This is a genomic window from Natronoarchaeum sp. GCM10025321 (assembly GCF_042663585.1).
Taxonomy (GTDB): Archaea; Halobacteriota; Halobacteria; order Halobacteriales; family Natronoarchaeaceae; genus Natranaeroarchaeum.
In genome coordinates this window covers 105,051-119,698 of record NZ_JBHTAN010000001.1, presented here as the reverse complement: position 1 = coordinate 119,698, position 14,648 = coordinate 105,051, and the positions used below count along the sequence as shown (strand labels likewise).

Annotated in this window: 11 protein-coding genes; 1 reads left to right on the top strand and 10 read right to left on the bottom strand. The window is 57.7% G+C overall.

Features of this window, described 5'->3' with window-relative positions; all coding sequences use genetic code 11:
• Positions 1 to 23: 23 nt before the first annotated feature.
• Entirely contained in the window at positions 24 to 1,952 is a 1,929-nt protein-coding gene (locus tag ACFQL3_RS00550) for a heavy metal translocating P-type ATPase (protein ID WP_417587230.1), read from the bottom strand.
• 9 nt (positions 1,953 to 1,961) lie between these two features.
• Positions 1,962 to 2,177 carry a heavy-metal-associated domain-containing protein gene (locus ACFQL3_RS00545; protein ID WP_377050437.1) on the bottom strand — a complete coding sequence of 72 codons (216 nt, stop codon included), beginning with the start codon at positions 2,175 to 2,177 and terminating at the stop codon, positions 1,962 to 1,964.
• 155 nt (positions 2,178 to 2,332) lie between these two features.
• Here ACFQL3_RS00545 and ACFQL3_RS00540 point away from each other — a divergent pair, with 155 nt between their 5' ends.
• A complete protein-coding gene (locus ACFQL3_RS00540; RefSeq protein WP_377050435.1) occupies positions 2,333 to 2,869 on the top strand; it encodes a winged helix-turn-helix domain-containing protein in 537 nt (178 codons plus the stop codon).
• Between the two features lie 30 nt (positions 2,870 to 2,899).
• Here the strand turns inward: ACFQL3_RS00540 and ACFQL3_RS00535 are convergent, their stop codons facing one another.
• The 8 genes from ACFQL3_RS00535 to ACFQL3_RS00500 form a co-directional block, all read right to left on the bottom strand.
• Complete coding sequence (locus tag ACFQL3_RS00535; RefSeq protein WP_377050433.1) at positions 2,900 to 3,313, bottom strand: hypothetical protein; 414 nt, start codon at positions 3,311 to 3,313, stop codon at positions 2,900 to 2,902.
• A complete protein-coding gene (locus ACFQL3_RS00530) occupies positions 3,310 to 4,119 on the bottom strand; it encodes a ParA family protein (protein ID WP_377050431.1) in 810 nt (269 codons plus the stop codon). Before ACFQL3_RS00530 ends, ACFQL3_RS00535 begins: the two co-directional genes overlap by 4 nt.
• Positions 4,120 to 5,166: 1,047 nt before the next feature.
• Entirely contained in the window at positions 5,167 to 5,541 is a 375-nt protein-coding gene (locus tag ACFQL3_RS00525) for a winged helix-turn-helix domain-containing protein (protein ID WP_377050429.1), read from the bottom strand.
• A gap of 188 nt (positions 5,542 to 5,729) precedes the next feature.
• Positions 5,730 to 6,167 carry an ArsR/SmtB family transcription factor gene (locus ACFQL3_RS00520; RefSeq protein ID WP_377050427.1) on the bottom strand — a complete coding sequence of 146 codons (438 nt, stop codon included), beginning with the start codon at positions 6,165 to 6,167 and terminating at the stop codon, positions 5,730 to 5,732.
• A 1,804-nt stretch (positions 6,168 to 7,971) separates the two neighbouring features.
• The gene (locus ACFQL3_RS00515) at positions 7,972 to 8,376 is read right to left on the bottom strand and encodes a DUF5518 domain-containing protein (protein WP_377050425.1); all 405 of its coding nucleotides are present in this window, start codon (positions 8,374 to 8,376) and stop codon (positions 7,972 to 7,974) included.
• A gap of 123 nt (positions 8,377 to 8,499) precedes the next feature.
• Entirely contained in the window at positions 8,500 to 9,216 is a 717-nt protein-coding gene (locus tag ACFQL3_RS00510; protein WP_377050423.1) for a DUF5518 domain-containing protein, read from the bottom strand.
• 400 nt (positions 9,217 to 9,616) lie between these two features.
• Complete coding sequence (locus tag ACFQL3_RS00505; RefSeq protein WP_377050421.1) at positions 9,617 to 10,459, bottom strand: ion transporter; 843 nt, start codon at positions 10,457 to 10,459, stop codon at positions 9,617 to 9,619.
• Between the two features lie 61 nt (positions 10,460 to 10,520).
• Positions 10,521 to 14,489 (bottom strand): PAS domain S-box protein, encoded by a 3,969-nt coding sequence (locus ACFQL3_RS00500; protein ID WP_377050419.1) that lies wholly within the window; start codon positions 14,487 to 14,489, stop codon positions 10,521 to 10,523.
• Positions 14,490 to 14,648: the final 159 nt, after the last annotated feature.

Below are 14,648 nucleotides of genomic sequence, written 5' to 3'. Positions count from 1 at the left end.
GTGGAGATCGGGGTAGTTGTCTGTTAGCTCTGCAGTAGGCGCATCCCGTTGAGAATGACCAGGAGAACGCTACCGATATGGCCAAGCATCCCGGTGGTCATGTGGACGTAGCCAGTGAACACGCCCGCGAGTAGCAGGCCGACCGTCGCGACGGCGATGCCGATGTTCTCGAAGACGTTGCGGCGAGTCGCCTTACTGAGCGACACTGCCTCCGGGATTCGTTCCAGATCGTCGGCCATCAGCGCCATATCCGCCGTCTCGATGGCGGTATCGGTGCCGGCCGCACCCATGGCAATCCCGACATCGGCGGTCGCCAACGACGGGGCGTCGTTGATCCCATCACCGACCATCGCGACGACGTGCTCCTCGCTCTGGAGCGACTGGATCGCCTCCTGTTTCTCTTCGGGGAGGAGTTCCGCCCGGTAGTCGTCGATACCGACCTGGTCGGCCACTGTGTGGGCTGTCCGCTCGTTGTCGCCGGTGAGCATCACGGTCCGTATCCCGCTGTCTTTCAGCGCCTGCACGACGTCCGGTGCAGTCTCGCGAAGTTCGTCGCGAAGGGCGATCACACCGACAGTAACGCCGTCGTGGACGACGTGAACAGCCGTCTCACCGTCTGCTTCACGCTCGCGGACGTGGTCGGCGACAGCAGGGGGTATCGAGATATCCCGTTCGTCGAGCAGTGTCCGATTTCCGACGGCGATGTCGTGGCCGTCGTATCGTGCGATGACTCCTTTGCCGGCAACCACCTCGAAGCGATCCGACTCGGGAATCGATGGCTCGGAAGCCTCCTCGTCGACGTCACGAACAGCGGTGCCGCCATCCGTCGCGATGCTCGGTCCCTCACCACTGGTTCGGGCGGCGTCGAGAATCGCACTGGCGAGGTGGTGTTCGCTTTTTTGTTCGGCGATCGCAGCGAGTCGGAGCGCCTCCTCGGCGTCGCCCGCGAACCCTTTGACGCCCGCGACGACCGTCTCCCCTTTCGTCAGCGTCCCCGTCTTGTCGAAGGCGACAACGTCGATCTTGCCGGCCTGTTCGAGGTGTTCGCCACCTTTCAGCAGGATGCCGTTGCGGGCAGCGTTCCCGATAGCGGAGACGATGCTGACCGGCGGGCCGATGACGAGCGCACCCGGACAGCCGATCACGAGTAGCGTCAGCGCCATGATGACATTGCCGGTCACCAGATACGTTCCCGCAGCCAGCAGGATGATGCTCGGCGTGTAGTACTTCGCGAACCGTTCGATGATCGTCTCGGTCGGGGCTTTGGCCTCCTGGGCCGCTTCGACCCGCCGGATGATCCGCTGGAGTGTCGTATCCGTGCCGGTCCCCGTCGCCACGACCTCGATGGCCCCTTCCTGATTGATCGTGCCCGCGTAGACCTCGTCGCCGGCGGCCTTGTGGACCGGCTCGCTCTCACCCGTGACAGGGGATTGATCGACCGCGCTTTCGCCGTCGACGACCTCGCCGTCAACCGGAATGTTGGCTCCGGGTTTGACGATTACAGTTTCGCCAGTCTCGACCTCGCGGGCGGGGATCTCGACTTGCTCGCCATCACGGCGAACCACCGCCGTGTCCGGTGTCATTTCTAGCAACTCCGTGAGCGCCGTCCGGGTCTTACTCATCGTCCGCGCTTCGAGATAGTTCCCGAGCGAGAACAGGAAGACAACGCCGGCGGCCTCCCAGAACTCGCCGATGAGGATCGCACCGATTGCGGCCAGAGTTACCAGCGTGTTGATGCCGACGGTCCCGCTCCGAAGCGTGTAGTACGCCTTCTTTGCGATGTCGAATCCGCCAACGACTGCCCCGGCGACGAGGAGTACCGAACTCGCCGTCTGGTAGGACGTAGCGAAATCGAGCGCCCAGCCGACAACGAAGAACAGCCCGCTCATCGCCGCCACTACCGCGGTACGGTTACGTCGGACTGTCAGTTTGATTCGTTCGAGTCGAGCCATCATCGCTGCTCACGCGGGTTGGGGCGTGTAGCCCTGTTTCTCGATAATTGTCTCGATATCCCGAGTCGCGACCGCCGATTCTTCGTATTCGACCTCGACCCGACCCGTCGTGAAGTGGACTTCGACGTCTGCAACCCCATCTAGTTTCCCGATCGCTCGTTCGACTGTGTTCGCACAGCTTGGACAGCTAAAATCCAGCACCCTGAGTTGGAGTGTTTCGTTCATTGGACGAGTATACGTAGCACCCATCGACCCATAAGTATTATCGATATGATATGTTTGGATACAATTACGAGCTGTTGGGCCGGTACAATGGCTCGTTTGGGGCTTGCTGAGCGAACCGAACGGTTCTACTGGGAGGCTACTGTACTGTTCAGTTGATGACTGAATTCACCACCGACGTCGGCCTCGAAGACGTCGCCATCCGCGATCCGGCTATCTCCAGCGCGGTCGACGAACCTTCGCGAGCAATGATTCTCGATATGCTCGCCGAGTCGGAGATGACGATCGCCGCAATCAGCGAGGAGTTAGCCGACCGGGGGTACGAACGCACCGAGAACACGGTCCGCCATCACGTGAACGAGCTCCGCGACGCGGGTCTCGTCGACGTTGCACGCCTCGAGGAACGCCGAGGTGGCACTACCAAGCACTACCGGGCAAATACGATCGTGCTCTCGTACCAGCTACCGGATGGTGCGCTGGAGGACCTCGGGCCGCTCATCGACGCCGCTGCGCCTCAGGTGTCGAAACTCGCTTCCGAACTACGGTCCGAGTACGGCGACGTCCTCGATTCGGTCGGGGCAGAGATGGCTCCGTGTGAGCACTGCCGGACACAAAAATACGAAACGTATCTGTTGCTGACGGTCCTCCGGCGTGCGCTGATCGAGTCCGAAACGAACCCTGACAGAGTAGAGTAGGAATCCCCGGATGAGTCTCCACTACTCCTTTCAGAGGTCGGATAATCGATTCTGCAGTTCATCGGCATCGGCGTCGGCGAGTCCTTCGAGGCCAAACTGGACGAGGAGGGGGTAAAAATGCCGATTTTTCTTGAACTCGTCCTGGCCCGCTTTCCTGAGCTTCAGTTGTGATTCCAGATAAGTATCTTCCAGGTCGCCAAGAATGCCGTCCGGGATATAGATTGTCCGGCCGTTCCACTCGTCTTTGATGTTCGTCTTCGTTTTGCTCGTTTCGTTCGTTTCGTTCGTTTCGTTCGTTGCAGTCGATTCACTCGTGGAGCTCGATTCGTTCGGTGCCGTCGACGAACTGGCTTCAGCCGGTTCCTCCTCTACATCTGTATCCGAGGAGTCGTCGTCATCGTAGTTGCCCTCGATACCGGAGGCATCCCCCCAGCCGTCGCTCATGCTGTCACCTGCTCAGTCGCAGCCTTTTCGAAGGTCTCGTCGAACAGATCGGCTATTTCGTTGAATAGCCCGCGGGCGTCTTCGACACGCTTGTTCTCCTTACCGAAGCCGAATATGGAGACGCCGTCGCCGATCGATTGTGAGAGGTCCGTCCGCTTCGGTATCTCGAAGACGGGCAGAGAGTATGCGTCGTTGATCTCGTCGATCGTGCGTCGATGTTCGCCGTTTTGCTCGACACGATTGCAGAGGATGGCGAGTCGGTTGATGTCGCCGTAGGCTGGTTCGAGCGAACTCAACTGCTTGGCGAAGATCTGAAGACTGTTGGCGTTGAGTTTCTCGGGGATCACGGGGATCAGGACGTTACCTGTCGCGACCAGTGCGTTGTCGGTGAGAACGTTGAGCGATGGTGGGGTATCGACGATGATGTAGTCATAGTCGGATTCGAGTTCGTCGAGCGCCATTCCAAGCCGTTCCCGACTCTTGGGGGCTTCGAGCAGTGTCTGGATGTTCTTGTTGTTTGCGAGTTTCTCACTGGCCGGAAGTATATCGAATTCCTCGTGCTCGACGACAATGTCGTTGATAGACCCCATCTGCTCGAAGTCGAGGACGTCGAACAGCGTGGTCCGCTCGGTATCGTAGTACAGGTCTTCGTACCCGAGCGAGCACGTGAGTCCGCCGTGATAATCGATATCGACGAGGAGGACGTCGTGCCCGCGAGCGGATAGTGCGCCACCGGTGTGGATCACGTCGGTTGTTTTCCCTGCGCCACCTTTCTGGTTCGCGACGGTGATTCGTGTAGAGTTCATAGAATGATGTCTTTCGTTTGGTTCGTTTTGTTCGTTTCGCTCAATGCGTTCGGTGAGGGCGTATCGCTTGACGAAAGGAACACACCGATATTAAATCCCCCTGTTCGTTTTGATCGGTGGGCGCATGTGTGCCGTTGCATTCGTTTCGCTCATTGCGTTCGTTTTGTTCGATGTGCTCGGTGAAGGCGTTTCCTTTGATGAGGGGAACAACTCGAAGTAGCCCCGGGTTCGTTCGTGGAGGTTAATGAACGAAACACGTTCATTCGGTTCGTGTGGTTCGTTTCGTTCGTTATATTCGTTATATCTGGGTGTACGGAGAGTATTCTTCTCTAAGGGCAGGAAATTACGATGATTGCGTTCGTTTCATTCGTTTTGCCCGTTTTGTTCGACACGGTCAACAATCAGTCCAGTGAGTACCCCCAGAGCAACAGAATCGTTGCGCGCATTTTGTTCGTCTTATTCGTTACCTTCGTTTTATTCGTTTTGAGTGTTCTATTTGTTCCGTTCGTTATTCTCGTTCAGACCCTGAACACAACACTGAGAGGTAAAGAATTCAGAAGATTGGCGTCGTGTTCAGACACAATCCAGCCGGTTACCCGGTAACCGAAGACTGGCGAATCACAGCGATTCATATACATTGAAGTTTATGCAGAGGACTGGTCTGTTGTGAACACGATCGTTCAGATTGGCGCGGTTGTGATTGCAATACTTGGGATAGCCTATATCGCTACGCCAAGAGCAGTGTACCACTTCGGCTTTGATTCCTTGCGCGACACAGACTCCGACCCATCTGAACCATCTGGTTTAGCGATTTGGCTCCATCGACTCGTCGGCATGTGCCTCATAATTATTAGCATATCTTACCTATCTTGAATACCGGTTTGATGAGACATGCCGGGCAAGGCTGTTAGAAGGTTTTCACTGACGATCATACGCTAGTAGATGAACTATTGACATCCTCCTGGGCCTGAAGACGCAGGAATCCAATCATCACCATTGAGGGGGTGCTAGAGACTCACCCCGACAGAGCCCCTGTCGGCCTCTGAATTACGACTTGTTGGGAGATGGCGAATTGGATTCTGTAACGACGGCCTCGAAGCCGTCATCTCCGAGTATTATCTCGACGTTCTCGACTGTCGCAGAGAACGTTCTACGGTGATGGCCGTTTTCTTCACATTCCATCTGTTCGGTGACCAGACCCGCCTCCTGGAGTCGATTGAGTCGTCGATAGACAGTGGGACGGGAGGCTCCACAGTCTTCGGCAATAGTGCGCGCCGGTTTCGCTTCGTGCCGGATCGCTGAGAGAAATTGACGGGCATACTCGTCGCTGAGGAGTTCGATTAGCGTCTCCGCGTCGGACGTCGAGTCATCCGCGTGATCCAGAACTTCAGAGGTCTTTCGAGGGGTTGCTGTTTGTGACATTCGTCTTTCTCGTTTATGTTCCTGGGATCCGAGTCCCCCAAATGTACTGTCTATATGAGTCGTCACTGTGGGGGAGGCGGGCTATACATATTGTGCCCGCTGATCTCACAGAACCTCAGGAGGGAGCATCAACTCTCGAAGTGTGCTGGGTCGAAGGAACAGAATACGTAGCTTCAGCCCCTGAGATGCTACTGCGGCACAAAATGGTCTGTTTGCTGCTGGCCTGGCCCGATACTCACGGAAACCGAGACTCCAGCATCGTTCATTTTGACTGAAACCTTCTCGAACGTCGCGCTGAACACCGTCCGATGATGACCATCGGAATCGTACATCATACTGGTTTCGACGAGGTCAGCGTCCTGAAGTCTGTTGAGTCGTCGATAGATTGTCGGCCGTGAAGCACCACAGTCTGCTGTGAGCTCTCGGGCAGATTTGGGTTCAGAACTGACTGCTTCGAGTATTGTCTGTGTGTACGACGCGTTCAACAGTTCCAGAACCGTTTCGGACGTGAGCTCACGGTCAACCACTGTTGAGTCCTCCGAGGGCGTATCCTGTACAGGCTGTATATGTTGGCTCATCTTGAACTCGATTCCTGTTTCATTTCCCACACCCTCGAAGCTACTCACAACTAACGTTGTCACCGCTACACGCGACGGCTAGGTGTATTGATCAGACCACTGCAGATACTGAGCGTCCCTGGGCCTACCGCGACTGTTTCTGTGTTTGAAACAAGTGTCACCACTTTAGATAGATACGGCTAGTAGATACGGACATGAACCGTCTACTATCGTGCTTGAGAGATAGCGTCCCCGGGCGCTGTTCACAGGCTGGTAGGCAGGCCTGCCCTATCGGTCGGACCCGCAGTCAGAGGCGTGGGCACCGGTCCAGATACCGTGCAGTTGCGCCGCCTCAAGACGACCACGAGTGGCGAGAAGAGGCGGTACAAGACGATAGCGCGGACCAATCGGACTCCATAGAGAACCGACTACCTGCTGACTCATCGCCGGATGGTTCGTCACCCGGATCAAACGACGAATCCCAGGCTACAGCGGCTTCACCGTCGGTTCGGCTGCCACAGCATGACGTATTCGGGGGGAGTCCGGATCGACAGGTTCTCGTGGCTGGTGATACGGTAGTCGGACTCACCCTCGCTTGCGTTCTCCATCACGCCGGGTATGATCCACTGCTCACAGCGGGTACGACACCCAGTGTCGACTCCCGAATGACGTATCTATGGCCACCAGTTCGTCGTGTCTTCGAGGCAATCGGTGTCGGAGAGTGGCTGCATGATCATGCCACCACCATCGATAGAATCGACGTCTACGGTCCGACTGCACGGGAGGACAGAACCTTCGAACTACCGACAGACTCGGGTATCGAACCGAACCGCCCGCTGGTCGTGGAGACAGAGGCCTTTCGTCGTGCACTCACGGAGCAACTTCCCGACCGTCAGAGCGATGATAGACGGACTGTCGACACGGTGACGCATCACTCGGATGGGCTCGCCGTCGATTTCGAGGACGGAGTGCGCGAGTGGTTCGACGTTGTGGTCGACGCTGGCAGTGGTGTTGATCCGTCACATCAGTCTGACCGAGTGGAGTCTCCGGAGTGTACCGTTCTGTATCAGCACGAGACGGTGATCGGAACGGATAGCAACAGCACGAACCACATCCAGGAACGTTGGTATCCCGACTGTCTTGTGCAGTGCCTTCCACGGGCGGACACTGGGAGTTTGCTTCGAATCACGACGACTCGTTCCAATCTACAAGCGTCACTGCACGACGAAGCCTACGATCGGTTGCATGAGCAGTCACCAGTCGATCTGGTGGATGAACTGGACCCCGCCGAAATGACGAAAATACGGCAGTACAAACGACAGAGAGGAGAGACCAACCGGTCTTGGTGGGGAACGGGTCGCGTGGCTCACTGCGGGCCTGCCTCTTGCCCCGTCGCGCCCGCGGGCGGGTTTCACGACTCATTCGGCACCGGAGATGCACTGTCGTTGGTCTTGGAACTGACTCGGAACGAGAGCTCGGTCTCAGAGGCCATCGATAGCTACACGAATAGCCGTGCACAGCGGTATGACACTTTGCTTCGTGGAGCCGAGACCGCTCGTGGGGATCACGGTTATCCGACACCAGCGCAATCGCACTCACTGTTGGCCACACTCAGTCTGTTCCGGACAGTCACGCTCGGACCGTTTGTCGAGTCTGAGCTATCGACGTTACAGTGGGATGCGTTCGAGTAGGTCTCAGTGCCGCTGGATCACCAGCCGGCACACTATGCATCTGGAGTATTGACGATGATTTTTAAAAGCACAAAATGACACATCAGATGTGACAATGACGCCTCCAAGGCCCGAGACTCTGTCCCTCTCGTCCGCCGACATAATGGAGGCTGGACCTTCCGACACGGTCTTTGAGCCCTCGATCAGGCTTCCTGTTCCGGCGGGGCCGCGTCACCGGTTGCTGGCTGCGAACTCTCCCGAAGGAGGCCCCCGAGGTAGCCACCGATAGCGCTCAGCCCGATAGTCCAGGCGAACAGCAGAGGTAACATGAATAGTACGATGATGGCTAGTTCTAGACCACCAGGAACACCGAACCCTGCTCCCGGTATCCCGAAGAATAGGATCACCCCGAAACCGAGCACTAGGATGAAGGGAATACTCGCTAGCGCGCCCGATATAGCACCGACCTTCATGCCGCGGCCGGGAGACTCCCCCTCGAGGTATCCAGCCAGAGCACCCCCTAATACCGGCGAAACCGTCGTGAACGAGAGGAGCAGCGTTACGATAGCACCGAGGACTGTGTTGCGCAGCGTGTTCTGATCACTCATGTGTAATAGTTCGAGCAGCACGGTCAAAACCGTGATTATCAATTTTATAATATAAGAACAAGAAGGAATCTATTGCCAGAATTCAGGGTTTCAAACAGGTAGCTCGGATTGGCCAGATATCAATCACTCTGCTAACCGACCACCTGCGAATCCGCCGAGAGCACCGAATGCAGTACCATACGCCCCGGTGAAGAGCACCCCAAAGAGCATGGCTGCTCCTGCCACGATTCCGAGGCCCGAATATTGAACAGCGGCCAAACCAATGTAAAGTCCGATAGTGACGAAGACGAGAATTACGAGAGCAGGTATTATCGCCAGGAACCCTGAGAGCGCACCAGCACTGACCGTGCGGCCGCTCCCATAACGTTCGAGATACCCCGCGGCCCCGCCACCGAAGACGGGCGAGAACGGGAGAAAGGACAGTATCCCGGTGACAAGAGCACCGAGCACGGCGGACGACAGATACGACCCGGCCGACTCGTCATCCGGAAGCTGTCGATACGCGCGGTGACGGACGACCACGTACCCGATCGCAAAGAGGACCAAGCCGATACCTGTCACCAAGAGCCCCCAGCCTGTCCATGTCACGATTTCTTGAGTGAATTCGAGCATCTCCGCCTCCGTGAGATCTCGTTCGAAGACGATCACCGTGATTTGGCCGGATTCAACGCCGCTTTCGAGCAGATCTCGGTCGACGGCGAAGGCGAGGGCAGTCCCTCCAACCGTGAGAGCAACGCCGATCAATGCAATGACCGTAGCGGCTATCCAATCGACGAATTCGGGGAGTTGGGGGCCGACCTCAGGAGTGGTCGTACCTTCACTGTTGGTAGTGTCGTTCATTCAGTTTGGATAACACATTTGATTGCCTGGGGCTTAATACTATCCGCATACCGAGAGGCTCGGCTGGAAGATACCTTGCCCGGCAATCGCGTTGGTGTTCAGTGTCTCAGGTCAAACCGCTACAGGCCTGGATCGGCGATTCTCTGGAAAGAGATCTCATATCCCACTTACATCTGACGCGCAGCCATCACTCGAGGGGTGGAACCTGTTGACCGGACGATGACTAATATTGTTTTCGCGGTTGGTCTAGACTGTAGCAGGTACCAACATCCACATATACTCAAACCGGTCGACAAAAGCCCGATCACTGACTGTTAGGGGCATCCAGTATCCAGGAAAAGGGTTCTCCGCCGACTAGAAAGACTGTCGTCACCGATCTTGACCTGTGAAGCTGTGAAACTTACTCCCGAGAGTCGATTTTCTGGTAAATGACCTGCCCGCAGGCCTTACAATGCGATGCGTCCGAATCGTGATACTCCAATCCACACTGTGGGCATGTGACGTTGATCTTGTCCCTGGACGACCACTCTCTGACGATCTTACTCGCCTGTCGTGGGATGATTATAATTGCAGCCAGAATCGAGCCAACGGTCACCCACCGGCCTGCAGTCGTGACGGGGATGATATCGCCAAATCCAGTCGTTGAAAGTGAAATAACCGTGTAATAGAACGCGTCACCGAACGTCGTCACGTTGGGATTCGCTGGGCGTTCTACACTTAAAAATACCCCGGCGGATATAAACAGGAGCACCCCAACTGTCAACAGCAACCTCATAGCACGCAGGCTGTTGTCCGAAACTGTTCCGAAGAAAAACTCTGCATCATCGGTGAAACGATAAAAACGCAACACGCGGATGATTCGGATCACCCGCAAAAACCCGATTTGCAACGCGCCAGCGGTCACAGGAAACACGAGCACCAGAAGCGTCGGCAGAATAGCGATCAAATCCACTATTGTGTATCCGTTGAGAAATTCCGCCTTCCGGTCGGGAGCCCCGTATATCCGCAGGACATATTCCACCAAGAACACGATCGCGATGCCGACTTCGAGGTTCCACAGAAAAGATCGCAACTCGGCCGCAATCGGGTAGGTTTCGACGACAAAAATGGCAACGAATACGAGATTCAGCACCAACAGGGCGATATCGATGATCTTCCCGGGTACTGTCCTGTGATCAAGGAGGTAGAACTGTATATTTTCCCGCGGATTTCGTCCACTCGAAACGGATGAGTCGCGGCCCATATACGGCATAGTGGTTACCCGAGCCTAATAAGTCGATTCTCATATTCCAGCGGACCACTTCTTAGTCGTCGGCATCGAACAACAGCGTGAACGTCGCCTTTTCTGCGAGTCGCAAGTGTTTGTTGAACGTTGGCTGCGTGATGTCGAGTCGGCTCGCCACCTCGCTGCCGTCGTTCTCCCGGGGCCACTCGAAGTACCCCGCCAGCAGGGCAGTTTCTAGAACCTCGAACTGGCGGTCGGTCATTTCCGCGCGGAGGTGGTCGTTGAGCTCCGCGGGCGTCCAGTCCTGTCGCTGGTGTTGGCGCTTGGCTACGAGTTCGAGCGACGGTGCGACTGTCTGCAATCGCTCGACGAACGACCGGACGTCGGCCTGTCTGGGGACTTCCACGGTGACAGTCGTCTCGCCGGGTTCGGCCGTCGCCTCGCGCAACACGCCGCCGTATTCGGCCAGCGGAGACCCGAACCAGTCGTCCGTCTTCACCTCCACGAGTGTCGACGCCGCCTCGGAGACGACGCTAGCCGACCCCTGTAACCGTTCCATTGCGGTGTCAAGTCTGTCGTCGGGGACGTCATCTTCAAAGTTGAAATACACGTTTACGCCGCCTTCCTGTCGGGTCACGGTCCGGTCGTGCCTGACACGGCAGTCGGCCGCGTCCGCAGCGCGTGCGAACGAGAGGCTATCACCGGCGCCGTGAAACTCCAGTTCGACGGTTTCGTCGGATTCGAGTGCTCGACGACGCTGGATGGCAGTCAGGGCGTTTGCGATAGAGGCCCCTAGCTGAGCGAGAACGTCGCGCTCGCGGTCACCGAAGGTGTTCGGCGAGTCAGTGCCTACGGTCAACACGCCGTGAGTGACACCGTCGTAAGTCAGTGGGACTGCACACAGGGACTGATAGCCTTCGGAGAGGGCTCGCTGACGCCAGTCTCCCGCGGGACCGTTCGCGACGAGAGAGTCCGCAACTCGGGGCTCGTCGGTCCGCCAGGCCGTGACCGCCGGATGGGGGTCACCGGCGTCCTCGGCCGTCGTCAGGTCCATCCCCTCGACGTATTGCTCCGGCGCACCGACGACCGAACGCGGGGCGAGACGGACGGATCCGACGTCCATACCCCCGATCCACGCGAGGTCGTACGCACCGGCGTTGACGAGTCGGTCACAGACCGCTCGCTCTACCTGGCCAGGGTTCGATGTATCCGTGATAGCCGCCTCGACCTGTTGAGCAAGGCGCGCGATCCGATCCAATCGCTCCGCACGCTCGGTCTGTGTGCGTAGTTGTTCCTCCTGGTCAGCAAGTTGCTGCTGGCCCCGCTGATGGTTGAGTGCGGCTTCGAGCGTCGCCGCAAGCACGTGGGCCGACTGAATCGTTTCCGAACCCAGTGAGTCGTCCGGTGACCCCACCAGCAGTATACCGTGGTTCCCCAGCGAGATCGCCCGCCAGTCCGTCAACTCGGCAAGTGCTCGGGTTCGGTTGCTCTCCGAAACGGTTCCGGATTCGTCGCCGGTGCTGTCCGCGCCGACGATAGTGCCGGTCGCAAAGCCTTCCCACAGCGGTCCATCACCGGGGGCAATCGAATCAGTAGCGACCTCCGAGGGGAAGGGGCCTTCAAGCACCTCCGGGCGCAACACACCGTCGTCACTATCGTAGAGGAACGCACCGATTGCAGGGAGCTCCAGTGAGTCAGTCGCGGCCGTTACAGCCGTCCGCGTCGCCTCCGCGCGGGTGTCAGCCGTGGCGAGGTCGTCCGTGGCATCGTCGAACGAGGCGATACGACGTTCCCGGGCCTTTCGATCAGTTATATCGCGGCTGACGATCACGATGCGGAGCGACCCGGTGGGCCACTCGATCGGGTAGAAGTCCGATCTGACCCACCGGATCTCACGGTCCGCCCGAACGATACGGTACTCACGACTGTATCGATCGGCCCACGTTCCCTCGTCGAAATCGGCTCCGAGGTCATCGATGAACTCTTTGTAGCCGCTGACTTCGTCCGGATGCAGGGTATCAAAGAAGCCGTTCTCATAGCGCTCAAAAATGCCCTGGAGGGATTCACCCCAGATCGATTCGTAGCCTGCACCGAGATCGTCCGAGCGCAACGTCGGATTCGTGATTTCCGCCGCACGCGTGAGATAGATCGCTTCGTCGATACGCTCGAGGATTTCGCGGAGTCGTCGCTCGGTACGACGTTGCTCGGTCACGTCGCGCATGATTGCGAGATACCGTTCCTCCCCGTTGAGCGTCGTTGGCGTCGCGTTGACCTCAAGCCAGCGCCGCTCCCCGTCCGCTCGCTCCATGAGCCATTCGAGCGTCCGTTTCTCGTTTTGCTCCATGACCTCCTGAACGATCTCTTTTGCGCGGTCAGTGGAGTAGCCTTCCTCGGCGACGTTGATGCTTGCTTGCCCTTCGCCGAGCAGTGCTTCGCGGTCGTAGCCCGTTAGCTCACACATCGTGTCGTTGACGTCGAGGAGCCTACCCGTTTCGGGGTCGTGAACGGTAATCGCGTCAGTAACGTCGTTGAAGATCTGTTCGTACTCGCGTTCGCGGTGCTTGCGCTCGGTAATATCACGTAGCATCGACAACACGCGTGTTTCGCCGCCGATGTCGGCGGGGGCGAGCGTCACCTCCAGCCAGATCTGGTCCCCATCACGCGTTTCGCCACGCCACTCGACCATCTTCGGCTGACCGGTTTTAGCTGCCTCCCGGACGAGCGCTTGCCCGCGTTCGCGCGTGAACCCCTCTTCGGTCACGCTGAGCCCCTCGATACCCAGTTCCTGCAGGGTCTCGAGGTCATCGTAACCCAGCATCTCGTGGTAGGTGTCGTTGACATCGACGATATCGGCGGTATCGGGGTCGAATATTGCGATTGCGTCGTTGACGCTATTGAAAATCTGTTCGTATTCGCGCTCGCGGCGGCGGCGTTTGGTGATATCGCGCTGCATCGAAACGATCCTGTCTTCGCCCCCAATAACCGCCGGATTCACTGTCGCCTCGATCCAGATCCGATCGCCGTCTTTCGTCTCCTGTTGCCACTCAACTGTCTCGGACTCTCCGGACTCCATGACGCGCTGGCAGAGTTGGCGGGCCTTCTCCTTCGTAAACCCAGCCTCGGTAACGCTGAGTGCCTCGGTACCTGCTTCTCGGAGTGTCTCCACGTCGTCGTAGCCTAGCCTGTCCACGAACGTCTGATTCGCGTCGAGAAGATCGCCCGTTTCGGGGTCCTGAATAGCGATTCCCTCGGTGACCCCGTTGAAGATCTGTTCGTACTCGTGCTCTCTTCGCTTGCGCTCGGTGATGTCTACTGACGTCGAGAGAACGACTTCCCTTCCGCAGATTCGGACCGTGTGGAGACGCGCATCCACCCATCGGACCGACCCGTCAGAGGTGGTCACCGGCCACTCGACCTCGCTCGGACCGTCCTGTTCGGCCACCTGCGAAACGACCGTCATCGCGCGTTCGTTGTCGTACCCGGACACATCCGCTGTGAAATCGCCCACGTCCATCGAGAGGACCACGTCCCGGTCGTGTCCCAGTAGCTCACAGAACGATTGATTCGCGTGGACCATCTCGCCGGACTCCGGGTCGTGAACCGTGGCAAACCCCGTGACGGTATCGTACAGTTCTCGAACGCTCTGCCAGCCGTGTTCGAATTCGACAGCCGCGAGCAGTCGATCCGCGAGCAGTTCCGGATCCTCGTCGACGAGTCGCCGCGGGAGCGTTGCTGTCGCGCCGCTTGACAACGCGCCAGTGACGCGTTCGGCACTCCACTCGTCAGTGAGCAACACGACGGGCACGTCCGGTCGTTCGCGACGCCATCGCTCGATGACGGCAGTACTGTCCACCGATACAGCGCCGCTATCCACGACAAGACAGTCTAACTCCCACTCCTGGATTTCTTCGTCCGTCGTCGACTCAGCGGTTGCGACTTCGACAGCAACCATCCGGTTGTCCTCTTGGGCCCACTCAGACAAAGCGTCAATACGTTTTCCCTCGCCCAGGACGAGGAAACGACCGAAGGAAACCCCCAAAGGAGACATACGTATAGTGTTTGATTCATCGAATAAAAATGTTCACTAACTCGCCTTTCGAACATACTCAGGGGCTTTCTGTTGGCGCGCCAGCGAGCGGTTGGCTGTACCTGCTCTGTTAACCAACAACCGCACATTCTTAACCAACAAAGTCACCACTACTCTCAG

What these genes read in the sequence shown, in the direction of transcription:
- ACFQL3_RS00550 (WP_417587230.1), bottom strand. Translation starts at nt 1,952, where the DNA reads ATGGCTCGACTCGAACGAATCAAACTGACAGTCCGACGTAACCGTACC.
- ACFQL3_RS00545 (WP_377050437.1), bottom strand. Translation starts at nt 2,177, where the DNA reads ATGAACGAAACACTCCAACTCAGGGTGCTGGATTTTAGCTGTCCAAGC.
- ACFQL3_RS00540 (WP_377050435.1), top strand. Translation starts at nt 2,333, where the DNA reads ATGACTGAATTCACCACCGACGTCGGCCTCGAAGACGTCGCCATCCGC.
- ACFQL3_RS00535 (WP_377050433.1), bottom strand. Translation starts at nt 3,313, where the DNA reads ATGAGCGACGGCTGGGGGGATGCCTCCGGTATCGAGGGCAACTACGAT.
- ACFQL3_RS00530 (WP_377050431.1), bottom strand. Translation starts at nt 4,119, where the DNA reads ATGAACTCTACACGAATCACCGTCGCGAACCAGAAAGGTGGCGCAGGG.
- ACFQL3_RS00525 (WP_377050429.1), bottom strand. Translation starts at nt 5,541, where the DNA reads ATGTCACAAACAGCAACCCCTCGAAAGACCTCTGAAGTTCTGGATCAC.
- ACFQL3_RS00515 (WP_377050425.1), bottom strand. Translation starts at nt 8,376, where the DNA reads ATGAGTGATCAGAACACGCTGCGCAACACAGTCCTCGGTGCTATCGTA.
- ACFQL3_RS00510 (WP_377050423.1), bottom strand. Translation starts at nt 9,216, where the DNA reads ATGAACGACACTACCAACAGTGAAGGTACGACCACTCCTGAGGTCGGC.
- ACFQL3_RS00505 (WP_377050421.1), bottom strand. Translation starts at nt 10,459, where the DNA reads ATGGGCCGCGACTCATCCGTTTCGAGTGGACGAAATCCGCGGGAAAAT.
- ACFQL3_RS00500 (WP_377050419.1), bottom strand. Translation starts at nt 14,489, where the DNA reads ATGTCTCCTTTGGGGGTTTCCTTCGGTCGTTTCCTCGTCCTGGGCGAG.